General features: G+C 75.2%; 23 protein-coding genes. 8 read left to right on the forward strand and 15 right to left on the reverse strand.

Features of this window, described 5'->3' with window-relative positions:
- The first annotated feature begins 30 nt into the window (after window positions 1–30).
- From ACI79D_RS12505 to ACI79D_RS12515, 3 genes are all read left to right on the forward strand, one after another.
- Complete coding sequence (locus ACI79D_RS12505; protein ID WP_456918738.1) at window positions 31–1131, forward strand: flagellar biosynthesis protein FliA; 1101 nt, start codon at window positions 31–33, stop codon at window positions 1129–1131.
- 131 nt (window positions 1132–1262) lie between these two features.
- A complete protein-coding gene (locus ACI79D_RS12510) occupies window positions 1263–1607 on the forward strand; it encodes a hypothetical protein (protein WP_456918739.1) in 345 nt (114 codons plus the stop codon).
- Window positions 1604–2362 (forward strand): hypothetical protein, encoded by a 759-nt coding sequence (locus ACI79D_RS12515; RefSeq protein ID WP_456918740.1) that lies wholly within the window; start codon window positions 1604–1606, stop codon window positions 2360–2362. Before ACI79D_RS12510 ends, ACI79D_RS12515 begins: the two co-directional genes overlap by 4 nt.
- Before the next feature lie 103 nt (window positions 2363–2465).
- Here ACI79D_RS12515 and ACI79D_RS12520 read toward each other — a convergent pair whose 3' ends face one another.
- The 6 genes from ACI79D_RS12520 to ACI79D_RS12545 form a co-directional block, all read right to left on the reverse strand.
- Window positions 2466–4607: an NlpC/P60 family protein gene (locus ACI79D_RS12520; RefSeq protein ID WP_456918741.1), complete on the reverse strand. Its 2142-nt coding sequence runs from the start codon at window positions 4605–4607 to the stop codon at window positions 2466–2468.
- A 163-nt stretch (window positions 4608–4770) separates the two neighbouring features.
- Window positions 4771–4974 (reverse strand): hypothetical protein, encoded by a 204-nt coding sequence (locus tag ACI79D_RS12525; RefSeq protein WP_456918742.1) that lies wholly within the window; start codon window positions 4972–4974, stop codon window positions 4771–4773.
- 165 nt (window positions 4975–5139) lie between these two features.
- Window positions 5140–6453 (reverse strand): citrate synthase, encoded by a 1314-nt coding sequence (locus ACI79D_RS12530; RefSeq protein ID WP_456918743.1) that lies wholly within the window; start codon window positions 6451–6453, stop codon window positions 5140–5142.
- 71 nt (window positions 6454–6524) lie between these two features.
- On the reverse strand, window positions 6525–8423 hold the full coding sequence (locus tag ACI79D_RS12535) for a glycosyltransferase family protein (protein ID WP_456918744.1): 1899 nt from the start codon (window positions 8421–8423) through the stop codon (window positions 6525–6527).
- A 109-nt stretch (window positions 8424–8532) separates the two neighbouring features.
- The gene (locus ACI79D_RS12540) at window positions 8533–9654 is read right to left on the reverse strand and encodes a DegT/DnrJ/EryC1/StrS family aminotransferase (RefSeq protein WP_456918745.1); all 1122 of its coding nucleotides are present in this window, start codon (window positions 9652–9654) and stop codon (window positions 8533–8535) included.
- Window positions 9651–10160, reverse strand: a complete 510-nt coding sequence (locus ACI79D_RS12545; RefSeq protein WP_456918746.1) for a sugar 3,4-ketoisomerase — start codon at window positions 10158–10160, stop codon at window positions 9651–9653. The genes ACI79D_RS12540 and ACI79D_RS12545 overlap by 4 nt, the downstream gene beginning before the upstream one ends.
- A gap of 62 nt (window positions 10161–10222) precedes the next feature.
- On the opposite strand from ACI79D_RS12545, the gene ACI79D_RS12550 reads away from it, so the two are divergent.
- Window positions 10223–10672, forward strand: a complete 450-nt coding sequence (locus tag ACI79D_RS12550; protein WP_456918747.1) for a VOC family protein — start codon at window positions 10223–10225, stop codon at window positions 10670–10672.
- A 25-nt stretch (window positions 10673–10697) separates the two neighbouring features.
- Here the strand turns inward: ACI79D_RS12550 and ACI79D_RS12555 are convergent, their stop codons facing one another.
- From ACI79D_RS12555 to ACI79D_RS12575, 5 genes are all read right to left on the reverse strand, one after another.
- The gene (locus tag ACI79D_RS12555) at window positions 10698–11294 is read right to left on the reverse strand and encodes a GNAT family N-acetyltransferase (protein WP_456918748.1); all 597 of its coding nucleotides are present in this window, start codon (window positions 11292–11294) and stop codon (window positions 10698–10700) included.
- A complete protein-coding gene (locus ACI79D_RS12560) occupies window positions 11284–11526 on the reverse strand; it encodes an acyl carrier protein (RefSeq protein ID WP_456918749.1) in 243 nt (80 codons plus the stop codon). The genes ACI79D_RS12555 and ACI79D_RS12560 overlap by 11 nt, the downstream gene beginning before the upstream one ends.
- Entirely contained in the window at window positions 11523–13232 is a 1710-nt protein-coding gene (locus tag ACI79D_RS12565) for an HAD-IIIC family phosphatase (RefSeq protein WP_456918750.1), read from the reverse strand. Before ACI79D_RS12565 ends, ACI79D_RS12560 begins: the two co-directional genes overlap by 4 nt.
- Window positions 13213–13932, reverse strand: coding sequence for a class I SAM-dependent methyltransferase (locus ACI79D_RS12570; RefSeq protein ID WP_456918751.1), 720 nt, complete (start codon window positions 13930–13932; stop codon window positions 13213–13215). Before ACI79D_RS12570 ends, ACI79D_RS12565 begins: the two co-directional genes overlap by 20 nt.
- Before the next feature lie 144 nt (window positions 13933–14076).
- Window positions 14077–15480 carry a class II fumarate hydratase gene (locus ACI79D_RS12575; protein WP_456918752.1) on the reverse strand — a complete coding sequence of 468 codons (1404 nt, stop codon included), beginning with the start codon at window positions 15478–15480 and terminating at the stop codon, window positions 14077–14079.
- A gap of 203 nt (window positions 15481–15683) precedes the next feature.
- Between ACI79D_RS12575 and ACI79D_RS12580 the strand changes: the two genes are divergently transcribed.
- Both ACI79D_RS12580 and ACI79D_RS12585 read left to right on the forward strand, forming a co-directional pair.
- Window positions 15684–16946 carry a hypothetical protein gene (locus ACI79D_RS12580; RefSeq protein ID WP_456918753.1) on the forward strand — a complete coding sequence of 421 codons (1263 nt, stop codon included), beginning with the start codon at window positions 15684–15686 and terminating at the stop codon, window positions 16944–16946.
- A 133-nt stretch (window positions 16947–17079) separates the two neighbouring features.
- Complete coding sequence (locus tag ACI79D_RS12585) at window positions 17080–17700, forward strand: DUF1707 domain-containing protein (protein WP_456918754.1); 621 nt, start codon at window positions 17080–17082, stop codon at window positions 17698–17700.
- 90 nt (window positions 17701–17790) lie between these two features.
- Here the strand turns inward: ACI79D_RS12585 and glpX are convergent, their stop codons facing one another.
- Entirely contained in the window at window positions 17791–18846 is a 1056-nt protein-coding gene (gene glpX / locus ACI79D_RS12590; protein ID WP_456918755.1) for a class II fructose-bisphosphatase, read from the reverse strand.
- A 119-nt stretch (window positions 18847–18965) separates the two neighbouring features.
- Here glpX and ACI79D_RS12595 point away from each other — a divergent pair, with 119 nt between their 5' ends.
- Window positions 18966–19571, forward strand: a complete 606-nt coding sequence (locus ACI79D_RS12595) for a DUF4245 domain-containing protein (protein ID WP_456918756.1) — start codon at window positions 18966–18968, stop codon at window positions 19569–19571.
- 13 nt (window positions 19572–19584) lie between these two features.
- Here the strand turns inward: ACI79D_RS12595 and ACI79D_RS12600 are convergent, their stop codons facing one another.
- The 3 genes from ACI79D_RS12600 to ACI79D_RS12610 all read right to left on the reverse strand — a co-directional run bounded on the left by ACI79D_RS12600 (window position 19585) and on the right by ACI79D_RS12610 (window position 22463).
- Window positions 19585–19806: an exodeoxyribonuclease VII small subunit gene (locus ACI79D_RS12600; RefSeq protein ID WP_456918757.1), complete on the reverse strand. Its 222-nt coding sequence runs from the start codon at window positions 19804–19806 to the stop codon at window positions 19585–19587.
- A 76-nt stretch (window positions 19807–19882) separates the two neighbouring features.
- Entirely contained in the window at window positions 19883–21103 is a 1221-nt protein-coding gene (xseA, locus tag ACI79D_RS12605) for an exodeoxyribonuclease VII large subunit (protein WP_456918758.1), read from the reverse strand.
- Window positions 21104–21200: 97 nt separating this feature from the next.
- Window positions 21201–22463: a hypothetical protein gene (locus ACI79D_RS12610; RefSeq protein WP_456918759.1), complete on the reverse strand. Its 1263-nt coding sequence runs from the start codon at window positions 22461–22463 to the stop codon at window positions 21201–21203.
- A gap of 132 nt (window positions 22464–22595) precedes the next feature.
- Here ACI79D_RS12610 and ACI79D_RS12615 point away from each other — a divergent pair, with 132 nt between their 5' ends.
- Window positions 22596–23555: a 4-hydroxy-3-methylbut-2-enyl diphosphate reductase gene (locus ACI79D_RS12615; protein WP_456918760.1), complete on the forward strand. Its 960-nt coding sequence runs from the start codon at window positions 22596–22598 to the stop codon at window positions 23553–23555.
- The last annotated feature ends 9 nt before the right edge of the window (window positions 23556–23564 follow it).

Below are 23564 nucleotides of genomic sequence, written 5' to 3' on the forward strand. Positions count from 1 at the left end.
TGTCTTCCCCACAGTCGCCCAGGAGTCCCGGTGAACCACCGCACCACCATCGACGTCCCCACCGACCCGACCGCCGCGCGCCTCCGCGCACCGCTGGTGTTCGGCGGCATCCCGGAGGCCGAGGGCTGGGCCCTCGCCCCGATCACCCCCCGCGACCGGGTGCACTTCCGGGTCGACCGCGAGGTGCCGATCGCCGAGTTCCGCCGGGAGCTCCCCGAGGGCGTGACGGTCAGCTACGACGAGGGCGAGGGCCTGTACCGGGTGGACGGCGCCTGCGGCACCGCGCAGGTGCTCGCCGACTGGGTGCGCGCCTGGTGCGCCGGCCGCGGCTGCACCACGGTGGGGCTGCGCGCGGAGACCGACGTCCGCCGGCGCGCCCCGCGGGACCTGCCGCCGGCCTACCTCGACGAGCTGTGCCGGCACTACCTGCCGGTCAGCCTCAAGCGGCTGCAGCGCAACATGAGCACGATCCGGCTGCACCTGCCCGACCCCGACGACCTCACCCAGCAGGTGAGCGAGTGGATCCTCAAGGCCGTCGGCCAGTACGACGAGACCAAGGGCGTGCCCTTCGGCGCGTTCCTGGCCACGCAGCTGTCCAAGTGGGTGCACGACCTGGGGCGCAACGCGCACGGCCGGACCGCGGCGGACACGGAGAACAAGCAGCAGAAGGCGATCGCGGCCTTCCTCGCCGAGAACCAGCGCAAGCCCAGCGAGAAGGAGCTGGCCGCGTACATGGGGCAGAGCGTGGCGACCCTGCGGCGCAACTCCCAGACCGTGGCGACGCTCAACGGGCTGCGCAACCTGCAGACCCTCGACGGCGGTCCCGACGCCGCGGAGATCATGCTGCCGGACGCGCACGAGGCGCCCGACGAGATCATGGGTGAGGCCGAGCAGACGATGCTGTCGCACGCGCTGACCGCCGCCTGCGCGCCGGACCCGACCGCGCGGCCCGATCAGCGCGCCGGCCAGCCGAACGTGCTGGGCTGGGCGACCTGGTACCTCACCACGTGGGGCGGCCGGACGAAGACGCAGCTGTCGGCCGACCTGGGGACCTCGGTGCGCAACATGAACGTGCACGCCGACCGGGTGGAGAAGGCGCTCAAGCACCGGCTGGCCGAGCTCGCGGACTGACTCGTTCCGTTGGGCCGAAATGGCCGGCACACGGGTCGATTGCGGTGCGCGCCTGCCGATAAGTCCTCCGTGAGCAGCTGCACGGGGAACCGCCGAGCGAGCGGGACCGTGCCGGCCCGGGACGGCGCCCGGTGAGCGCCCTCGCCGCCGGGGAGCCGGTGCCCGACGTCCTCGTGCCGCACTGGCTGACCGGCGCCGACCGGGAGCTGCTGGCCGAGGTGGTCCGGACCGCGATCGACGACGCCTCCGTGCACCCGGTCGCCGCGGTCCACCTGGCCGACGTGCTCACCGAGCTGCACGTCGCCGCGGCGCGCGACGCGGTCTGGCCGGACACCGCCGCCCGCGTGCGCCGGGTGACCGGCTGGGCGGCCGACGTGCTGCCCGTCCGCCTGTCGGCGCGCGAACTGGCCAGCGTGCTGGGACTCCCCGGGCTGCCGGCGCCGCTGGCGCGCGCGCTCGGCCGGGGACGCGCGTGACCCCGGGCTCCTTCGGCGGGTCCGGCCTGCTCGCCCGGCTGCGGCCCGCGCCGGTGACCGTCGCCGACCTGCGCCGCGCCGCCGACGAGGTGGTCCCGGCACTGGCCACGGCGCACCTGCGCCTGGCCGTCGTCGACGACCGCGTCGACGGGCCGCTGCTCGTGGTCGAGGAGGCCGAACGGCGGCTGCGCGTGCCGCTGCGGGACCTCGCCGAGGACCTGACCGACGCCCGCGTGGGCGGCGGGCCCGAGGCGGTCGCCGCCGCCCTCGTCGCCTGGCTGGACACCCGCCCGGTGCCCGACACCGTCGCGGCGGAGGCCGGCGTGGCCGTCCTGGACTGGACCGACCGCAGGCAGACCGCCGTCGGCTGGCGGGTCGCCGTCCGTCGCGGTCGCTCGGCGCTGCCCTGGACCCCGTCGCCCGGCGCCGACCGGCGCACCGTCGAGCGCGTCCGTCGCGCCGCGGCCGGCCGTGCCGCCGCGGTCGAGGGCGTGCTGCGCGTCGAGGGGCCCGTGGCGCTGTGGTCACACCCCGAGGTGCCGCTGTTCGCCTCCGCACTCCTGGCCGCGCCGGAGTCCCTGCTGCACCGCATCGCGGCGGCGGGCCTCGAGGCGGACGACGTCCACGTCGTCGTCACGCCGGGTTCCCCCGTCGCCTGTGCCGGGGCCGCCGTCGCCGCCCGGCTGGCCGGCGAGACCGGCGAGGCGTGCGTGCGCCTGCCCTGGCGCCAGCTCGCCACCCTTCGCTGGCTCTGAAGGACCCCGCTGCCCCCCACCCCTCGCAAGCTCGCGGCGGGGCCCTGCAGCGGGGCCGACCGACCGCTCCTGAGCTCGCGGCGGGGCCCTGCAGCGGGGGCGTTCAGGCCAGGTGGCCGAACTCCCAGTGCCAGGGCTCGGGCTTCTCGCCGCCCGGCCGGGCCCAGTCGGGCTGGATGAACCCGAACCGCTCGGCGTGGGCGGCCATCCAGGCCGACTGGGGGGTCCCGGCGACGTTGATGCCGCCGCACAGGTCGACGGCCAGGCCCCACCCGTGGTTGGACGTGCCGGGCACCGCCGCCAGCTCCGGCTTGACCCGGAACGCGGTCTCCTGGACGGCCAGGGAACGGTAGCTGTCGGTGATGCACAGCGGGCGGTCGAAGGCGGCCGCGAAGGCGTCGGCCAGCGCCGCGTAGCCGGCGGCGGCGTCGCAGCGCAGCGCGTGGCCCCGGGCGATCGAGCACAGCGCACCCGACGGGATCAGCCCGTTGGACCACCCGCCCCACGCCGGGCTGGCACCACCCGCCGGCGCCGGGGGAGCGCCGCACGCGCCCCGGCCGGCGGTCCCGGTGGGCAGGAGGCCGTTCGGCTGTGCGGGCGCCGGCAGGGTGACCCGCACCGCCCCGGTCACGTCGGACATGGTCCGGACGCCGACCTGGTACCCGGCCGCGGAGGCCGCGACGACCTGGCCCGCGCCGAGGTAGATGCCGACGTCGGTGCCGCCGTCGGCGAAGACGAGGTCGCCCACCTGGAGCTCCGTGAGGGGCACCGCCGCGCCGGCCGCCCACTGGTCGGCCGGCCAGGACGGCAGCGCGTACCCGGCGAGCAGCCAGGCGCCGGACGCCAGCCCGCCGCAGTCGTAGGCGTCGGGACCGGCGACGCCGGGCACGTAGGGCTCGCCCACCTGGGCCAGGGCGCTGCTCACCGCTGCGATGGTCTCGGCCGGCAGCACGGTCACCGGCTGGTTGCCCACGACCGCCCACGCGACCCCCGGGACCGGCCGGCCGGAGCCGTCCAGGGCGGGGGAGAGGCCCGCCGGGAGGGCCGCCGGGTCGGCCAGGTCGGCTGCCGAGGGCGGCTCGATCCCGGCGCCGGACAGCTGTGCGAGGTAGTCCTGCCACCGGCGCAGGGCCCGCTGGTTGGTCTCCTGCTGGGCGCCGGTCGCCGGGCCGGTGCCCAGGCCGGCGAGCGCCGCGACGACGTCCGTGCCCAGCCCGGCCACGGTGCTCCGGAGCCCGTCGAGGACGGCGGTGGCCTGCCCCGAGACGGCGGCGACGGCGGCCTCGGCGGTGGTCACCCGGTCCACGGCCACGGCGACGTCGGCCGCAGCGCGGTCGGCCCGGGCCACGGTGGTCGCCAGGTCGCGCTGGTCGAGGTCGGCGACGCCCTGCGCGTACAGGACGTCGGAGGTCGCCGCGGGGCGGTCCGCGCTGAGGCCGAGCAGCGGCGCACGCTGCTCGGCCGAGGCCCGGTAGAGGGTGGCGGCGCGCGCACCGACGGCGGCCTGCGCGGTCGCCAGGTGCTCCCGCGCGGTGTCCTCGGCCTCCCGGGCGCGGTCCAGCTCGGCCCGCCGGTCGGCCAGGGTCTGCTGGAGGCTCCGGTAGCGGTCGGCACTGTCGAGCATGGACCCCTGGGCGGCCAGGGCGAGGCCCGCGGTGTCGGCGGGCTCCGCCGCGGTGCCGGCCGGCTGGGTGCCGGGCGCGAGGAGCCCGGCCAGCACGGGGAGCACGAGCCCCAGGGCGGCCAGGGCGACGCGGGTCGACCAGCGGCGCCGGTCCACCGGGGTCCGGCGGCGACGCGGGCGCGTGCCGGCGGCCTTCCGACGGGCCGCAGAGCCGGCGGCGGGACGGCGAGCCGCGGACGGACCGGGACGACGGGCCGCCGTCGCGCCGGGACGGAGGGCCGGGTGGGTGCCCGGAGCGGGTGTCCCGGAGGCGGTGCCGGCGGTGCGGGCGGCGAGCGCCGCACGCAGGGCCGCGGCCTCCTGGGCGGTGAGCGGCGGCCGGGCCGTGATCCCGGCCCGGGGAACCGGTCGCCGGGCGGCACCGCGGGACGGCGAGCCGGCCTTCGCGGGCGCCGCGGCGGTGCCGGTCTGGCGGAGGGCGGCCTGGCGGAGCGCGGTCTGGCGCAGCGCGGCCTCGCGGACGGCCGCCTGACGGGCCGTGCTCTCCCGGGCCGTGCTCTCCCGGGCCGTGGTCGCGCGGGCCGTGCCCGGGCGGGACGCCTTCGTGCGTGGTGCAGGCACTGTGGGTCCCCCGGGCGGTCTCGTCGTACGCGGCCGCTCCGCGGCGTGCGGAGCTCTCGGCCGTCGTATCGACGGAGCGGGGGTGGCGCCGGAGAGGGCCGGGGGACGGCCTCACCCCTCCGGGGGAGGGTGGATCAGTGGTGACACCCGTTCGGCGTACGCGTCAGTCGGTGCCGGGGGTCGGGTCCTGCGGCGGCCACCAGGCGCCGTGGTGGTGTTCGAGGGGGATGCGCAGCTGTCCGCCGTCCTCGGTGGAGACGACGAGCTCGACGGAGGCGACCCGCCGGTCGGCGCCGTCGAGGCGGACCACGCCGCCGGTGGCGAGCGGCACCGGCGGGAGGACCAGGTCGTCGTCGGACGAGGCCATGGGACTCCTTCCCGGGGGCAGCGGCGAGGCGTCGTTCATGCTGGCAGAGCGGGTGCGCAGACGCCGAGGTCCCGCCGTCCGGGCGGACGACGGGACCTCGGCGGAAGGACCCTCCTGCCCCCCACCGCTCGCAAGCTCGCGGCGGGACCCTGCAGCAGGGCCGGTTCAGCGGTCGGCGATCTCCACGAACGACCGCTCCTTCTCCCCGGTGTAGACCTGCCGGGGCCGGCCGATCTTGGTCGCCGGGTCGGCGATCATCTCGCGCCACTGGGCGATCCAGCCGGGCAGCCGGCCCAGCGCGAACAGGACGGTGAACATCCGGGTCGGGAAGCCCATCGCCCGGTAGATCAGCCCGGTGTAGAAGTCGACGTTCGGGTAGAGCTTGCGCTGGATGAAGTAGTCGTCGCTGAGCGCGATCTCCTCCAGCCGCTGCGCCAGGTCGAGCAACTCGTTGTTGCCGCCCATCTTGGCCAGCACGTTGTCGGCGGTCTTCTTCACGATCGCCGCGCGCGGGTCGTAGTTCTTGTAGACCCGGTGTCCGAAGCCCATCAGCTTGACGCCGGGCTCCTTCTTCTTGACCCGCTCGACGAACCGGTCGACGTCCCCGCCGTCGCGCTGGATGGCCTCGAGCATCTCCAGCACCGACTGGTTGGCGCCGCCGTGCAGCGGCCCGAAGAGGGCGTTGATGCCGGCCGAGACCGACGCGAACAGGTTGGCCTGCGAGGAGCCCACCAGCCGCACGGTCGAGGTCGAGCAGTTCTGCTCGTGGTCGGCGTGCAGGACGAACAGCATGTCCAGCGCCTTGGCCATGTCCGGGTCGACCTCGTAGGGCTCCGCGGGGAAGCCGAAGGTCATCCGGAGGAAGTTCTCCACCAGGCCCAGGGAGTTGTCCGGGTAGAGGAACGGCTGGCCGACCGACTTCTTGTAGGCGTACGCGGCGATCGTGGGCAGCTTGGCCAGCAGCCGCAGCGTGGAGATCTCGACCTGCTCGTCGTCGAACGGGTCCAGCGAGTCCTGGTAGAAGGTCGACAGGGCGCTGACCGCCGAGGAGAGCACCGGCATCGGGTGCGCGTCGCGGGGGAAGCCCTTGAAGAACTGCTTGAGGTCCTCGTGCAGCAGGGTGTGCCGCCGCATCCGGGAGTCGAAGTCGGCCAGCTGCTCGGCCGTGGGCAGCTCCCCGTAGATCAGCAGGTAGCTGACCTCGATGAAGCTGGCCTTCTCGGCGAGCTGGTCGATGGGGTACCCGCGGTACCGCAGGACACCGGCGTCGCCGTCGATGTAGGTGATGGCCGACGTGCAGGACGCGGTGTTGACGAAGCCGATGTCGAGGGCGACCGTTCCGGTCGTCGACAACAGCTTGCCTGTGTCGATTCCGTCGGCCCCTTCCGTGGCCGGGACCACGCGCAGGGGCAGTTCTCCACCGGGATAGCGCAGGGATACGTCGGCGGTGCCGGCGGGTGCGCTCGCTGTCTCGCTCATCAACCCCGGACGCTACTGCCTTCTCGTTCCTGGCGGCACGGCGGCCACCGAATTCTGGGCCGGTGCCGGCGTCAGGTGGCCGGAGCGACGGCGGCCACGCGGAGCGCCTCCTCGGCCGCGGTGTCCCACAGGGGCGACGACACCACGGCCTCGACCCTGTCCAGGGCGTCGAGCGTCAGCGGGAGCTCTCCCGTCGCACACAGGCCGGGGAAGGAGGGCGCACGGGCGTCCAGGCTGACGCTGCCGCAGTCCTCGGTGGTGTTGCCGTTCAGTGAGAGCAGCTGCGTCACGTGCGCCACGCTCCGCGAGCCGGACGCGTCGTCCCCCGCCGTGAAGGGCAGGCTGACCGCGAGGCGCGGATGCCGCGCGGCGAGCGCGAGCAGCCGCCTGGTCCAGTCGGGTCGGTCCTCCCAACCAGGGCTGACACGGACAGAGAAGGTGGACCCGCTGTCCTGGTTGCTCGCCACGAACAGGTCGCAGACCAGACGGTCGTCCAGTTGCGGTCCGAGCGTCGTCCCCATCTCGACCAGTTCCGGCGCCGGACCCGCCTGCGCGACGAACCCGAGCAGCATCGCCCCGTAGTCCAGGTCGACGATCGGTTCCGGGTACTCGTCGAGGTCCGCCGCGACCGCAGCGCGCGCCCGCCGGTACAGCTCCTCCAGCGCGGACGCCCAGCCGGTCCCGGCGTGCGCCGCCAGCACCGCCTCCCGCGCCGCCGCGCCACGCTGCGAGCGCAGCGCCGGGTCTCGGATCAGCTTACGGAGCCGGCTCAGGTAGTCGTCCTCGGTGGCGACGGCATGGGAGATCTCGGCCAGACCGGGGGAGTCGGCGTGGAACATCTGCGCGAGACCGTGCCGTTCGGTGAGATCCCGCAGGCTCAGGACCGGCAGCCCCGCCACGGCGGCCTCGAGCACTGACGTCCCGGCCGGCACGGGGTAGGACTCGAGGTAGATGTCGGCGGCGGCGTACAGGGAGTAGGGGTCCGCGACGGGTCCGAGGAGGGCCAGCCGCCCGGGGAAGCGGCGTACCAGGGGCACCCAGGGCCCTGTCGGCGCGACTCCCGCCAGGACCACCTTGAGCCGGGGGTGAGCGGCCAGGACCTGGGCGAGCAGCCCGTCGAAGCCCTGGCCCCAGACCGGTGTCATCTTGGCCGCGGAAGAGACCGAGAGCGCGACCACGTCGTCGGGCCGCGCGCCCAGGCGGCGGCGGACCTCAGCGGCCGGGATGGCCGGGGACACCTCGTCCACCGGGAGGGGCAGCAACGCGAGGCGGTCGGCGCGGATGCCGCGCAACGCGCGGGACCACTCCTGACCCCGGGCGAGGAAGTCGCTGACGACGTCGGTGCAGCCCAGTCCCAGCCAGAAGCCGAAGTCGGCGTGGTTCTCGTAGACCACTGGCGGCCGCGTTCCGGGCAGGTTCGCCGCCGCCAACGCCACGGCGTCGTACGGGTGCACGTGGTAGACGACGACGTCGGCGTCGGCCATCAACGCCCGCAGCTCGGCGGTCCGAGCGGCGAGCTGGGGGAACTCACTGCGCAGGTCGTGGATCCGGCCGCCGGCCGCGGTCACAGCCGACTGCAGCCCTTCCGGCAGCGGAGTCTGCTGGTTGGTAAGGGCGACGTCGCTGCGTCGGGGGTCGCGGGCGATCCACCGCCATGCGAGCCGCGTGTGCCCACCGAGCTCGTAGGCCTCCGACAGCACGTGCAGCACCCGGCCGGTCGTCCGGCTCCCGTCGACCTGCGTCCGGCCTGCTCCGCCGCCCACCGACCGGACGACGAGTTGCTCCAGCTCCGGGTCGTTGAGCATCCCGATGGGTGCCCGCCAGGCGAAGTTGGCGGCCAGGGTGGCGCTCCGCAGGACCCCCTCCAGATCAGCGTCCTCCGCTCGGTGACGGACGACCCGGACGGCCTGGAGGTACCGCTCGCGGTTCTCGCGCAGGCGGGCGAGGGCCCCGGATGGAGCTCGGTGCATCGTGGTCTGCCTCCTGTCGGCACGGCGGCATCGGCGGACGCCCTGCCGCCTTCTCCTGCTGATATCGGCAGGGGACCCGTCAGGTGGAACGGGTCCGTCCCGGCGCCAGTCAGGGGCGGAACGACCTGACGGCGTCGATCACGTGGTCCTGGTCCGCCTCGGACAGGTGCGGCCCCATCGGCAGGCTGAGCACCTCGCGGGCCAGCGTGTCCGCGGCCGGCAGGGAGGACCGGGCGAGCGGGGTCCCGGCGAAGGCCGGCTGCCGGTGCGGGGGAACGGGGTAGTGGACCCCGCTCTCGACGCCCGCCTCGGCGAGATGGGCACGCAGCGCGTCGCGCTCCGGTGTCCGGACGACGTACAGGTGCCAGACCGGGGTGGCCCACGGCGCGGTCGACGGCAGGACCAGCTCCGTTCCGGACAGGCCGTCGTCGTACCGCCGCGCCACGTGCGCCCGCCGGGCGTTGAACTCCTCCAGCCGGGACAGCTTCACCGACAGGAACGCGGCCTGGAGCTCGTCGAGCCGGCTGTTCCAGCCGACCTCGTCGTTGACGTACTTCTCCGTCGAGCCGTAGTTGCGCAGGGACCGCAGGCGGTGGGCGACGCCGGGGTCCGACGTCGTGACCGCACCGCCGTCGCCAACCGCGCCGAGGTTCTTGCCGGGGTAGAAGCTCCACGCCGTGGCGGAGGTCAGCGCCCCGACCCGGCGCCCCCGGTGGCGGGCGCCGTGCGCCTGGGCGGCGTCGTCCAGGACCGCCAGCCCGTGCCGTTCGGCCACCACCAGCAGTGGGTCGAGGTCCACGGGGTGGCCGTAGAGGTGCACGGGGAGGAGGGCCCGCGTGCGGGGGCCGATCGCCGCCTCGACCGCGTCGGCCTCCCACGCGCCGGTGACGGGGTCGACGTCCACCGGCACGGGCGCCGCCCCGGCGTGGACGACGGCCAGCCACGTGGCGACGAACGTGTGCGACGGGACCAGGACCTCGTCCCCCGGACCGACGCCGAGGGCGCGCAGCCCGAGGGTGAGCGCGTCCAGGCCGCTGCCCACGCCGACGGCGTGCGCGGCGCCCACGTACCCGGCCCACCGCTGTTCGAAGGCGTCCAGCTCGGGGCCGAGGAGCACGCGCTCGCTGCGCAGCACGCGCAGCGCCGCGTCGTCCAGCTCGGCCTGCAGCTCGTCGTGGAGGGCGCGCAGGTCCAGGAACGGCACCGTCCGGCGGGTGAGCGCCCCGGTCACCGCCCGCCCCCGTCGGCCAGTCGACGGGCGGCGAGGAACTCGTCGTAGTCGCGGTAGTAGTCGTCCTCGCTGTACCGCTGGGACGCCAGGACGAGGCAGACGCTGCCGCTGGAGAAGTTGCCCAGCTCGCGCCAGGTCAGGCGGGGGAGGTAGAGGCCGTAGTAGGAGCGGTTCAGGTGGAAGCGCGCGGTCTCGGTGCCGTCGTCGACGACGACGTCGAAGCTGCCGGCCGCGGCGATGATCAGCTGCTCGAGTTCCCGGTGGGCGTGCCCGCCGCGCGACTCCCCGCCCGGGACGTCGTACAGGTAGTAGACGCGGGCGATGTCGAAGGGCACCTGGGAGCCGCCCTCGAGGAAGGTCAGGTTGCCCCGGGGGTCGGTCACCCGCGGCAGGTCGACGATCCGGCAACCGGCCCCGTTGCCCTCCCGCGGCGGGTTCCAGTCGGTCGCCCGGCGACCCGGGAGGCGCGTGCGCCGGTCGTGGCGGGTGTCGAACAGGGACGTCACAGCTTCTCCATCGGCAGGGGGCAGGATTACCGGCACGGACGACGGGGGACGGGAGCCGGCCGGTGAGGGAGCTACGGGTGGGGGACGAGGACGCCGGGGCGACGGGTCCCGCACCGCTGGCCGGGCTGTCGTTCCACCACGTCGGGCTGGCCTGCCGCGACCTCGCAGCGGAGGCGGCCGCGCACGCCGAGCTCGGCTACGCGCCGGAGGGACCGGTCTTCGTCGACCGGCACCAGCGGATCCGGGGCTCCTTCCAGGTCCTCGGCGCGTTCCGGGTCGAGCTCCTGGAGCCGCTCGACGACCGGTCGCCGGTCATCGCCTGGCTGGACCGCGGTGTGCGGATGTACCACGTCTGCTACGAGACCGACGACCTGGACGGCGCGCTGGCCCGGCTGCGCAGCGCCGGTCACCGCGTGGTGTCCGCGCCCGCGCCCGCCGTCGCCTTCGACGGCCGCCCGGTGGCCTTCGCCATGCTCCGCAGCCGGGGCCTGGTCGAGCTGCTGCAGCGCTGACCACCGGGCGCGGCACGGCGCACGGTCAGACCTCGTGCAGGCGGGGCGCCGTCCGGCGGAGCAGGCCGGCGGCCCGCTCGGCCATGGTCATCAGGCGCGGGCCGGCGGTCGCCCACCGCTGCGCGGTCATGCGGGCCTCGACCGCGTCGTGCACCTCGTCGGAGATCCGGGCGTAGCCGGGGATGGTGCGCACGACCTCGGCTCCGTAGCGGGCGTGGAACGCGACGACCGGACGGTTCTCCACCAGCGTGCGGGTGACCAGAGTGTCCAGGGCCAGCAGCGTGAAGCCCGCCTCGTGGACCAGCCAGGCGCTCTCCGGTGCCGCCAGGGAGCCGGTGCGCAGCACCCAGCGACCCCACTCGGCCGTCGGGCCGTCGATGTCGTAGATGCCGACGAAGCCCTCGACGTCGCCGTCGTGCCGCTCGACGGCCCAGTAGAGGTCGCCGTCGCGCGCGAAGTAGTCGGTCAGCCACCGCTCCTGCGCCTCGACCGAGGGCGCCGTGGTGTGGATGAAGCGGGACCGGCTCGGGTCGCTGCGCAGCCGCAGGATCTCGGCGGCGTCGGAGAGCTCGACCGGTCTCAGCCGGAACGCCGGCCCCTCCAGCCGGAGGTCATGCCGCAAGGTGCCGCTCCGCCGCCGTCACGATCGCGGCCGAGCCGTCCAGCGCTGCCATCTCCTCCTCGGAGAAGGTGATCCCGAGGCTCTCCTCGACGGCGTAGATGATCTCGATGTGGCTCAGCGAGTCCCACTCCGGGACCTCGGTCCGCACGAGCGGCGCCTCGGGCGGGCTCGGCAGCTTCAGGACCAGCGAGAGCACGTGGTTGACGCGTGCCTCGACGTCGTGGCGGGTCATTCCTGTCCTTCCCAGGTCACAGCGACGGGGGAGCCGCTGACGAGAGCGCGGCACGCGGCCGGGTCCCACGGGAGGGAGACCTCGCCGGGCGCGTCCACGGGTGTGCTGCTGTGCTCCTCGAGCCAGGCGCGCGCGGGTTCGTTGCGGGGACCGGGCGTGTAGACCACCGCCGCGGACCCGGTGCCGGTCGCCTCCATCAGCCGGCCGAGGGCGGCGGCCAGCAGGACGTCCTCGACGTCCCGCCCGAGCGCCCGGCAGCTGATGCAGAGCTCCTCGACGAGGAGGCGGTCACCCGCGCCGCGGCGTCCGGCGACGACGGCGACGACGCCGCTGTCGGAGAGCCGGTCACCCAGCGCGGCCGTGACGACGTGGACGTCGCCGCCGGCCAGCCAGGAGCCGAACTCCGCGGGGGCCGTCCGACGCAGCGCGGTGTTGAACTGGTTGGTCTTCGCCGCCAGCGCGGCCATCCGGGCGACCTGACCGGGGTCGTCCAGGGCGAGCCGGAGGCGCACCCGCAGGGACCGCAGGTAGGCGTCCCTGTCGCCACCGGACGGCCGCACGCGTTCGGTCGCGGCGGCCAGGTCGGCGGCCCGCAACGCGTCCTCGTCGGTCCGGGGGTGGCCGTGCAGCCCGGGGAAGAGGGCCAGCGCCGTGGCCGTCGCCCCGGGGTCGGCGGCGTGCAGCAGTCCGCCGACGGGCACGCCCGCGGCGACCTCGGCCAGCTCCCCGACGTTGTCGTCGACGAAGACCGCCGCCTCGGGGGAGATCCGCAGGGCGCCCGCCGCGGCGGCGACCCCGCCGCTCTTGGGGCCCCACCCGATGGCCCGCGCGGAGAAGTCCTGGAGCCGGAGCGGGAAGTCGGTGCGGGTGGCGAACAGGGCCTCGACGTCGGCCGGTTCGTTCCGCGAGACCAGCGCCAGCAGCACGCCGTCGTCGGCGAGGTCGCGCAGCCGCTGCTGCAGGGCCCGGTGTCCGTCGGTGAGGACCACGCCGGCCGGCCCGTCCTCGCCCAGCACGCCCTGGTACAGGGTCATGTCCAGGTCCACGGCCAGGGCCTTGAGGCGCGGCGCGACCAGCGCGGGCAGCCAGCGCAGGCCCATCCGCTGCGCGGCGAGGACGGCGGCGCCGGCGCTCATCCGGGTGCCGGCGACGTCCCTGCCCCGGAGGTCGACGAAGCCCGGACCGACGCGCTCGGCGATCGCGGAGAGGTCGGCGACGGCCAGCCCCGGGACGTCCTGGCGCCACCGCTCCAGCTGCCGGTTGAACGCCGCGGCGGCGGTGCTGGTCCCGGGCCAGTCCGCGACCAGCACCGGCGCGACCGTCCGCGCCCGCAGGGCGGCCAGCCGCTCCCGCAGCCAGTCCGCGAGCTTGGCCGGATCGGTGCCCGCGTAGCGCTCGAAGTCGAGCCAGACCACCTCGACGTCCGCGCGCGCGTCCCCGGAGCCCACGGTGCTGAGCGAGTCGTCGTAGTCGCTGTACTCGACGGTGGCGGACAGGCCCGCGTAGGCCAGGAACGGCGGGAGCAGCGAGACGACGTACTCGACGGCGGTGTTCCGGTGCACCCGGACGCGCAGCTCGCGCGTCGGCCAGGAGGCGGCCAGCGACAGCAGGTCCAGCCGCCGCGGCGTCTCGCTCAGGACGACCGGTTGCCACTCGACCCGGCGGAGCGAGTCCTCCAGGACGATCTCAGGGCTCGGCGACAACATAGATCTCCGCGGCGGACTCGGGGTAGCGCTCCCCGAGCTGCATGTAGGCGTCGAGCATCTCCTGGGTCCACTGCTCGGCGGTCTGCGCGTTGGACAGCGTCTTGAGCCAGTAGCCCCCGGTCGCGGTGACGGTCCAGCCCGCGGCCGCGAAGTCGGCCTGCAGGCCGGGCAGGTCGTACACCCGGCGGTGCCCGTGGTGCAGGTCGGTCTCGTTGAGCGCGTCCTCGGTGGGCAGCAGACCCATGAGGACCGCGGCCTGCCGGTGCAGGCTGTGCGAGTTCGGGACCGCGGCCAGCGCCACGCCACCCGGGGCGAGCCACTGCCGCACCCGCGCGAGGAGCCCGACCGGGTCGACGACGTGCTCGAGCACGTGGCCGAGGACGACGGTGTCGAACTGCCCCTCCGGGGCGTACTCCTCGAAGAGCGCGTGGACGACGGTGGCCGCGGGGAACCGGGCGGCGAGGTCGCGGCAGAAGGCGCTGGACCCGTCGACCAGGGTGAGGCGGGGGAAGGCCTCGGCGAGCTGTTCGGTCATCAGCCCCTCGGCCGGCCCGAGCTCCAGGCACCGCTCACCGCGCCAGTGCCGGCGGAACACGCCCGTGAGGTACCGCAGGCTGGTCGGCATCGGGCCGGCGGCGTACCAGCTGTCCTCGGCGATGGACTCCAGCCGCTCCAGCTCACTTCGGTCCGTGACTGTCACGTATCGGAGTGTGCCAACGCCGGCCGTCCCGCTCCGGAGGCCGGCGGCCGACGCGCGGGCAGCCCGCCACACCCGCCACGGGCGTCCCGGGACGTGCCCGGCCGGTGGGACGGGACCGTCCGGTCCGGTCCCACCGGCCCCCGGTCACGGGTGGGTCATCGAGAGGACGTCGAGGGCCTCGTCGAGCTGGGCCTCGGTGAGCTTGCCCTGCTCGACGTAGCCGCGCTCGACGACGACCTGGCGGATCGTCTTCTGCTCGGCCAGCGACTGCTTGGCGACCTTTGCCGCCTCCTCGTAGCCGATGTACTTGTTCAGCGGCGTGACGATCGAGGGGGAGGACTCGGCCAGCTCCCGGCAGCGGTCGACGTTGGCGGTGATGCCGTCGACGCAGCGGTCGGCCAGCAGCCGACTGACGTTGGCCAGCAGCCGGATCGACTCGAGCACGTTGCGCGCCATCAGCGGCAGCGTCACGTTGAGCTCGAAGTTGCCGGTGGAGCCGGCGAAGGTCACCGCGGCGTCGTTGCCGATGACCTGGGCGGCCACCTGGATCGTCGCCTCCGGGATCACCGGGTTGACCTTGCCCGGCATGATCGAGCTGCCCGGCTGCAGGTCGGGCAGGAAGATCTCGCCCAGGCCGGTGCGCGGCCCCGAGCCCATCCAGCGCAGGTCGTTGGCGATCTTCACCAGGCCGACCGCGATCGTCTTGAACTGGCCCGACGCCTCCACCAGGGCGTCCCGGGAGCTCTGCGCCTCGAAGTGGTTGCGCGCCTCGGTCAGCGGCAGGTCCAGGTCGGCGGCGAGCCGCTCGATGATCGCGGCGGCGAACCCGGGCGGGGTGTTGATGCCGGTGCCGACGGCGGTGCCGCCCAGCGGCAGCTCGCCGATCCGCGGCAGGGAGGCCTCGAGCCGCTCGACGCCGTAGCGGATCGCTGCCGCGTAGCCGCCGAACTCCTGGCCGAGGGTGACGGGGGTGGCGTCCATCAGGTGGGTGCGGCCGCTCTTGACGACCTCGGCGAACTCCTCCTCCTTGCGGGCCAGGGAGGCCTCGAGGTGCCGCAGCGCGGGGATGAGGTCGCGGACGATCGCCTTGGTCGCGGCGACGTGGATCGCCGAGGGGAAGACGTCGTTGGACGACTGCGAGGCGTTGACGTGGTCATTCGGGTGCACCGCCGAGCCGAGGGACTCGGTGGCCAGCGAGGCGAGGACCTCGTTGGTGTTCATGTTGCTCGACGTCCCGGAACCGGTCTGGAAGACGTCGATGGGGAAGTGCTCGTCCCACTCGCCGCGGGCGACGGCGGCGGCGGCGGTGCCGATGGCCTCGGCGGTCTCCTTCGGCAGCACGCCGAGCGAGGCGTTGACCTCCGCGGCCGCGCCCTTGATCGCGGCCAGGGCGGCGATGAGTTCGCGCTCGAGGGGCGTGCCGGAGATGGGGAAGTTCTCGACGGCGCGCTGCGTCTGCGCCCGCCACTTCGCCCACCCGGGGACCCGTACCTCGCCCATCGAGTCGTGCTCGACGCGGTAGTCCGTGCCGTCCTGCTGTGCGACCACGCTGCGCTCCCGGTGTGGTGTGTGGTGACCAGTGCTGCGCCGACCCTAGATGCCGCTGAGGGCCGCCTCAGGACCGCTCCGGCGCGGGCCGTGACCCGGGCCGCCGGGAAGCCGGTCAGCGCCGGGCCGACGGTCCTGGTCGTGGCAGTGGGGGACCCCTACCATGCCGACGTCCGGTACCCGGACCGAGGAGCCTCCCGAGCATGTCCCAGCCGCCGTACCCGCCGCAGGGCGGCCAGGGCCCGTCAGGCGACCGGCCCGACGAGTCCACCCGGGAGATCGGTCCACGGGACCGGGGCCGGCCCGGCCGGCCGGACGACGCCGCACAGCCGGGCGTCCCCGGCGGGCCGGACGACACGACGCAGCAACTGGGCCCGCCGCCGACGGCCGGGGAGCGCCAGGACACCCGCCGGCTCGATCAGTCATGGTTCGGCCAGCAGCCGCCCTACGGCCAACAGCCTCGCTACGGCCAGCAGCCCTCCTACGGTCAGTCGCCGCAGCAGGGGCAGCCCCCGTACGGCGCCCCGCCGCCCGGGTACGGCGTGCCGCCGCCGTACGGGCAGCCGCCCGGCTACGGCCAATCGCCCTACGGCCCGCCGTCCCAGTACGGCCAGCATCCCGGCTGGGGTCAGCCGTCGGCCTACGGTCAGCCCCCGCCCTACGGCCAGCCGCCCTACGGTCAGCCGCCGTACGGCCAGCCCCCCTACGGTCCACCGGGCCACGGCGGCCCGGGGAGCCCCGGCGGACCGGGCTCCGGCCGCCGCCCCGGAGCCGGCAGGCGGACCAAGGTGGTCGCCCTGGTCGTCACCGGTGTGGTCGTGCTCGCCGCCGTCGCGGTCGGGCTGTTCTTCCTGCTCCGGGGCGACGACCCCGGCACGGCGCCGAGCGCCACCGACACCCCGGCGTCCCAGACCCCGCCGTCCTCCACCGAGCCCTCCGAGGAGGCCCCGTCCGCGTCGGAGGGGCCCTCCGCCCCGCAGCCCTCCTCCGGTGGGGCGCAGGAAGCGCCGCCGGGGCAGCCGCCGGGCACGCTCGGCGACGACCCGGTGCTCGACGGCCTGGCCGACGCCTGCTTCACCGGGGACTGGGCCGCCTGCGACACCCTGTACGCCGACAGCGACGTCGGCAGCGAGTACGAGAGCTACGGCGAGACGTGCGGCGGGCGCAACGAGCCGGTCTTCGGCGGCTGCCAGGACCGCTACGCCCCGGGCGGGGCCGGCGGTGTCCCCGGCGGCATACCGGCCGACCTGCCGCCGGCCACCCCGGCGCCCACCGGGACGACGGACGAGGACGTCCAGGCCGTCGCGGACGGCTGCGAGCAGGGCATCGTGGCCTATTGCGACATCCTGCGGCTGGCCGCGGTCGGCGGTGACCCGTCGCTGCAGCCCTACGGCGAGTACGGGCTCACCTGCGGCGGCCGCAACGAGCCGACCGACACCTCCTGCGTCGAGCTCTACCCGGCCTGACCCGCCCCGACGACGGCCGCGCTCGTCCCGGACGCACGGCGAGGCGGGGCCGCCGTCGTCCCGGGGGTGCCCGCCGCTCGGTTAGGTTCGGGCCGTGATCCCGGACGCCGCTCCCGACCCAGGACAGCCCCCCGTGCGGGCCTCGGACACCGACCGCGAGGCCGTGGTCACCCGGCTGCAGAAGGCGCTCGGCGAGGGGCGGATCGACCTGCACGAGTTCGGGGAGCGGGTGGAGGGGGCCTACGCCGCCGTCAGCACCGCCGACCTCGACCGGTTGGTGGCCGACCTGCCCGCCGACGCCCCGCCGCCGGTCGAGATCGTCGGCACCCGCGTGCCCGAGACGCTGACCTCGGTCTTCGGCGACGTCCAGGTCGAGGGCACCGCCGACGTCCCGCGGCAGGCCTCCACGGTGTTCGGCGACATCCGGCTGGACCTGCGCAACGTGCGCACCGACGCCGACCGGATCGACCTGGTCCTCGGCACGGTCTTCGGTGACGTCGACGTGATCGTCGCCGAGGGGGTGGACGCCGAGATCTCCGGGTGGACCGTCTTCGGCGACCGGAGGACGCAGCTGGCGCCGGTACCGCGGGTGGCCGGGACGCCGCGGGTCGTCGTCCGCGCCCGGACGGTCTTCGGTGACCTGCGGCTGCGGAGCCTCGCCCCGGGGGAGTCGCCGAGCCGCTGGCGGGCGATCATGGACCGGCTCGCCCAGCGGCACCTCCCGCCCCCGCCGCCCGTACCGCCCCTGCCCTGACCCCGGCCGGCCCCGGCTTCCCCGACGCCCCGCGGCCCCGTCCCCGGCCCCACCCTGAGCCTGCGAAGGGTGGGGAGGACGGGTCCTTCTTCAGTCCTCGTGCGGGCCGCGGTCGAAGGGCACCGCGGAGTAGGCGCGCAGCTTCTGCAGCGAGTGCAGGCTCTCGATCGAGCGGATGGTGCCCGAGCGGGAGCGCATCACCAGCGACTGCGTGGTGCAGCCCCCGGCCCGGTACTGGACGCCGCGCAGCAGCTCGCCGTCGGTGATGCCGGTCGCCACGAAGAACACGTCGCCGCGGACGAGGTCGTCGATCTGCAGCACCCGGTCGAGGTCGTGGCCGGCGTCGATCGCCTTCTGCCGCTCGTCGTCGTCCTTGGGCCACAGCCGGCCCTGCAGCGCGCCGCCCATGCACTTGAGCGCGCAGGCCGCGATGATCCCCTCGGGCGTGCCGCCGATGCCCATGAGCAGGTCCACGCCGGTGCCCTCGCGGGCGGCGGCGATGGCCCCGGCGACGTCGCCGTCGGTGATGAACTTGATGCGGGCGCCGGCCTCCCGGACCTCGTGCACCAGCCGCTCGTGCCGCGGGCGGTCGAGGATGCACACGGTGACGTCCTCGACCGAGCAGTGCTTGGCCCGGGCCACCCGGCGGATGTTCTCCGCGACCGGGGCGGTGATGTCGACGGCGTCGGCCGCGGCCGGGCCGGTGGCGATCTTCTCCATGTAGAAGACGGCCGACGGGTCGTACATCGCCCCGCGGTCGGCCACCGCCATGACGGCGATCGCGTTGGGCATGCCCTTGGCCATCAGCGTCGTGCCGTCGATGGGGTCGACGGCGACGTCGCACTCCGGGCCGTTGCCGTCGCCGACCTGCTCGCCGTTGTAGAGCATCGGTGCCTGGTCCTTCTCGCCCTCGCCGATGACGACGACGCCCTTCATGCTCACCGTGCCGATGAGCGCGCGCATCGCGTCGACCGCGGCCCCGTCGCCGCCGTTCTTGTCGCCGCGGCCCACCCAGCGGCCGGCGGCCATCGCCGCCGCCTCGGTGACCCGGACGAGCTCCAGGGCGAGGTTGCGGTCGGGCGCGGGACGGTCGGCGAGGAACGTGCTCCCGCTGCTGGTGGGGCCGTCGGGCAGGGGCAGGGACACGCATACCTCCAGGTGGACGGTCCCCCCTCCTGGTTCCCTCGCTGGCTCGCGGACGCCCTGGAGGCGGCCACGAGCGCCGGGGCGGCGGGATGGGGGAGCAGTCCTGCCATCCTAGGGGGATGACCGGACCCCGCCCGACGACCGAGCGCCCCACGGAAGACCGACCCGCCCCGTCCCCCGCGATCGAGCGGGCCAACCGGATGAGTGCGGCGAACATGGTCCGGTCGCTGGCGCCGCTGGTCGTGATCTGCCTGCTGATCGTCGGCTGGGTGACCTTCCGGCAGTCCGGCGAGGAGCGGGTCCTCGTCGTCGACCCCAGCACCAGCGTGCGGCTGGCCGCCGAGCGCGCCGACTACCCGCTGGTGGCCCCGACCGGGCTGGCGGACGGCTACCGCCCGACCAGCGCGCGCACCGACGCCGGCGGGGCCGCCGTCGGCGACCCGGTCACCCTCGAGATCGGTTACCTGACGCCGGCGGAGGAGTACGCCGGCTTCGTCGTCAGCGACGACGCCCGGGCCGAGCCGGTCACCCGGGTACTGGGCGGCGCCCAGGAGCAGGGGACGGTCGACCTCGCCGGGCAGTCGTGGACCCGCTCCACCACCGAGCGCGGGGAGACGGTGCTGTGGCGCGCGGACGGCGGGGTCACCGTGCTGGTCACCGGCTCGGCGGAGGACGACGAGCTGCAGGAGGTCGCCGCGGCGGTGCAGCCGGTCCCGGCCGGCTGAGCCCGGACCGGCGTCAGCCCCGGTCGGCGCCGTCGGCCGGGGCGGCCGCGGACAGCCGCTCGCGGGCACGGTCGAGCCAGTGCTGGCACAGCTCGGCCAGCTGCTCGCCGCGCTCCCAGAGGGTCAGCGACTCCTCGAGCGTCAGGCCGCCGGCCTCCAGCCGCCGCACCACGTCGGCGAGCTCCTCGCGGGCCTGCTCGTAGGTCGTCGTCGGCTGCTCGGTCGCCTCGCTCACGCTGTCCTCGGTCCCCTTCCGCGGAGCGCTCCGCTCCTCGCTCGTGCCGCGCTGCGGTGCTTGCGCGCCTGTCCGCTCACGGTCGCCCATCCTCCCTGTCCACGCGCACCGGCAGCCGGCCACCCGCCACGCGCACGGACAGCCGCTCGTCGTCGGCCACCTCGGCGGGGTCGCGGACCAGTGAACCGTCGGCCCGCTGGACGACGGCGTAGCCCCGCTGCAGCGTCGCCGCCGGCGACAGCGCCGCCACCCGCGCGCGGGCGTGCTCGAGGTCGCGGTCGGCGGCCTCCAGCCGGTGGGTGAGCGTGCGCCGGGCCCGGGTGCGCAGTTGCGCGACGTCCTCCTCGCGGCCGTGCAGCAGCCGGTCGGGCGAGGCCAGCACCGGACGGCTGCGGACGCTCTCCAGCCACCGCTCCTGCTGCTCGAGCCGGGTCGCCAGCAGGTGCCGGGACCGGGCGCGCAGCCCGTCGACCAGCCGCCGCTGCTCGCCGATCTCGGGGACCACCCGGTGTGCGGCGTCGGTGGGCGTCGCCGCCCGGACGTCGGCGGCGTGGTCGACCAGCGTCGTGTCGGTCTCGTGCCCGACGGCGGTCACCACCGGCGTGCGGCAGGCGGCGATCGCCCGCACGAGACCCTCGTCGGAGAAGGGCAGCAGGTCCTCCACCGAGCCCCCGCCGCGGGCGATGACGATGACCTCGACCGCGGGGTCGGCGTCCAGCCGGCGCAGCCCGTCGATGACCGAGGCGGCCGCGCTGGGCCCCTGCACCAGGCTGTGGTGGACGGCGAGGCGGACGGCCGGCCACCGGCGCCGCGCGGTGACCAGCACGTCCCGCTCGGCGGCGCTGTCCCGGCCGGTGACCACCCCGACGACGGCGGGGGCGAAGGGCAGCGGCCTCTTGCGGGCGGCGTCGAACAGGCCCTCGGCGGCGAGCAGCCGGCGGATCCGCTCGATGCGGGCCAGCAGCTCACCGAGGCCGACGGCGCGGATCTCCGTGGCGCGCAGGGAGAACGAGCCCCGGGCGATGTAGTAGTCCGGCCGGGCCCGCACGATGACCCGGGCGCCCTCGGTCAGCTCCAGCCCGGGCCGGTCGGCGACGTCGCGGGCGCAGGTGACCGGCACCGACAGGTCGGCGGCGGGGTCGCGCAGGGTGAGGAAGACCGTCGCCGCGCCGCGCCGGGACAGCTGGGCGATCTGCCCCTCGACCCACACCTCCCCGAGCCGCCCGATCCACTCGGCGACCTTGCGGGCCACCGTGCGGACCGGCCAGGGGGCTTCGGGGGACGACGGCGCGGTCATGCCCCCGAGGGTGCCAGGCAGGGACGACGGCCCGTGTGGCCACGCCCAGAGGGTCGCCGCGAGCTCGCGAGCGGCGAGGAGGACGGGGTCCTGCCTCTCACATGCCGCGCGGGGCCAGCGGGCTGGCCTCCACCGCCTGCCGCTCGAGCTTCTCCAGGCGGTTGCGCAGCATCCGCAGGTACGGCTCGCGGTTGCGGGTCGCCTCCTCGTAGGCCACCAGGTCCTGCACCGTGGCCAGCTGGTAGCCACGCAGCCGGCCGCGCAGCTGGGCGATCGTGAAGTTGTCGTAGCCCTCGACCGGCGCGGCCCCGGCCGCCGCGGCGCCGGCGGTGTCCGCGGCCTCGTCGGCCTCGGCAGGCGTGGTCTCCTCGACGTCGGTGCGGTGGCCGGTGGCCGCGGCGACCGTGGTACCGCCCTCGTCGGTGGCGAGCACCTGCTCGGTGGCGTCCGCGGGGGCCTCCGGCTCCGCGGCGGGCGCCTCGGGCTCCGCGGCGGGTGCCTCAGCCGCCTCGGCCGTCTCGGTCGCCTCTGTGGCGAGCGTCTCGGGGGTCCCGGTCGCTGTCCCGGTCGTCCCGGCAGGGGTCGCGGGTGCCTCCTCGGCGGTCTCCGGGGCGGCGACGCCCTCGTCGGTGACGGTCGCCTCGACCGTGGCGATCTCGCCGTCCGGGGTGATCACGTCGACGTCGGTCGCGACGTCGGCCGTCTCGACGGTGGGCGCGGCGTCGAGGTCGGCGATCGGCTCGGCCGGTGCGGACTCCGGGGCCTCCTCGCTGACCGGCGCGGGGCTCTCCGCGATGAGGTCGGTGTCGACCGACCCCTCGGTCGTGCCACCGTCGACGAGGGCGCTGTCGGGGGCGCCGTCGGCCTCCAGCAGCGCCGTCTCGAGGGCGTCCTCGGGAGTCAGCCCGGGCTCGGCCAGGTCCAGCTGCGCGGCCGTGACCTCGTCGGTGATGTCCTGCAGCGCCTCGACCACCTCCTCGGGCGCCGGCTCCGGCGGCAGGCCGGAGACCTCGTCGTCGATGAGCTGGGCGACCTCCTCGGCGAGCTCCTCGTCGGGGACGGTCTCGGCCGCGCGGTCGAAGGCCGACGTCCGGACCCCGTTGCCCGAGGTGGCCGGGAGGTCCTCGTCGAAGGTGGCCAGGCCCGGCTCGTCCTCGCCGCGCACTCCCGTGAAGACCTCGTCACCCCGGGCCACCAGGCCGGCGTAGTGCTGCTGGATCTTCATCGTGGCCTGCATGGCCAGGCCGATCACCCGGACCGGCAGGGCCGGCAGCGTCTGCGGCAGCCGGCGGGCCTCGTCGAGGACGGTGGCGGCCAGGCCGGCGACGGCTCGGATGGCCTGCGGGATCTCACGCGACATGCACCAAGCCTGCCCCAGCCGTGCGCGGATGGCAGCCTCACCTCGACCGACGCCACCCGGTCGGGCGCAGGAGGTGACGGGCGTCTCCTCGCGCCGCCGGGGCGGGACGGGCTGCCCACCTACCATGGGTCCATGGCTGATCAGCGCGGACGCGTCCTGCTGGCCGATCCCCGGGGCTACTGCGCCGGCGTGGACCGGGCGGTGGTCGCGGTCGAGCGGGCCCTGGAGATCCACGGGGCGCCGGTCTACGTCCGCAAGCAGATCGTCCACAACAAGCACGTGGTGGCGACCCTCGAGCGCCGGGGCGCGGTGTTCGTCGACGAGACCGACGAGGTGCCCGAGGGCGCGGTCGTCGTCTTCAGCGCCCACGGCGTCTCCCCGGCGGTGCACGCGGAGGCCGCCGCGCGGCAGCTGCGGACCATCGACGCGACCTGCCCGCTGGTGACCAAGGTGCACTCCGAGGCGAAGCGGTTCGCGAAGGACGACTACGACATCCTGCTGATCGGCCACCGCGGTCACGAGGAGGTCGAGGGCACCTCGGGTGAGGCGCCCCGGCACATCCAGCTGGTCGACGGCCCCGACGACGTCGCCGCCGTGCAGGTGCGCGACCCGGACAAGGTCGTGTGGCTGTCGCAGACCACCCTGTCGGTCGACGAGACGCTCAGCACCGTCGACCGGCTCCGGGAGCGGTTCCCGACGCTGCAGTCCCCGCCGAGCGACGACATCTGCTACGCCACCCAGAACCGGCAGCAGGCGGTCAAGCAGATGGCGCCCTCCTGCGACCTGGTGGTCGTGGTCGGCTCCACCAACTCCTCGAACTCGGTGCGGCTGGTCGAGGTCGCGCTGGAGGCCGGGGCCCGCGCGGCCCACCTGGTCGACTTCGCCTCCGAGATCGACCCCACCTGGCTGGACGGCGTCGCCACCGTGGGCGTCACCAGCGGCGCGTCGGTGCCCGAGGTGCTGGTCAGCGAGGTGCTCGACTGGCTCGCCGAGCGCGGCTACGCCGACGTCGAGACGGTCAAGGCCGCGGAGGAGCGACTGGTGTTCGCGCTGCCGCACGAGCTGCGCCCCGGCCGGGCCGAGCGGGCCTGACCAAACGGG

It is taken from the genome of Geodermatophilus sp. SYSU D00708, assembly GCF_054050115.1.

What these genes read in the sequence shown, in the direction of transcription:
- ACI79D_RS12615 (WP_456918760.1), top strand. Translation starts at nt 22,596, where the DNA reads ATGGCTGATCAGCGCGGACGCGTCCTGCTGGCCGATCCCCGGGGCTAC.
- ACI79D_RS12525 (WP_456918742.1), bottom strand. Translation starts at nt 4,974, where the DNA reads ATGGCCTCGTCCGACGACGACCTGGTCCTCCCGCCGGTGCCGCTCGCC.
- xseA (WP_456918758.1), bottom strand. Translation starts at nt 21,103, where the DNA reads ATGACCGCGCCGTCGTCCCCCGAAGCCCCCTGGCCGGTCCGCACGGTG.
- ACI79D_RS12580 (WP_456918753.1), top strand. Translation starts at nt 15,684, where the DNA reads ATGTCCCAGCCGCCGTACCCGCCGCAGGGCGGCCAGGGCCCGTCAGGC.
- ACI79D_RS12530 (WP_456918743.1), bottom strand. Translation starts at nt 6,453, where the DNA reads ATGAGCGAGACAGCGAGCGCACCCGCCGGCACCGCCGACGTATCCCTG.
- ACI79D_RS12610 (WP_456918759.1), bottom strand. Translation starts at nt 22,463, where the DNA reads ATGTCGCGTGAGATCCCGCAGGCCATCCGAGCCGTCGCCGGCCTGGCC.
- ACI79D_RS12535 (WP_456918744.1), bottom strand. Translation starts at nt 8,423, where the DNA reads ATGCACCGAGCTCCATCCGGGGCCCTCGCCCGCCTGCGCGAGAACCGC.
- ACI79D_RS12595 (WP_456918756.1), top strand. Translation starts at nt 18,966, where the DNA reads ATGACCGGACCCCGCCCGACGACCGAGCGCCCCACGGAAGACCGACCC.
- ACI79D_RS12565 (WP_456918750.1), bottom strand. Translation starts at nt 13,232, where the DNA reads ATGTTGTCGCCGAGCCCTGAGATCGTCCTGGAGGACTCGCTCCGCCGG.
- ACI79D_RS12560 (WP_456918749.1), bottom strand. Translation starts at nt 11,526, where the DNA reads ATGACCCGCCACGACGTCGAGGCACGCGTCAACCACGTGCTCTCGCTG.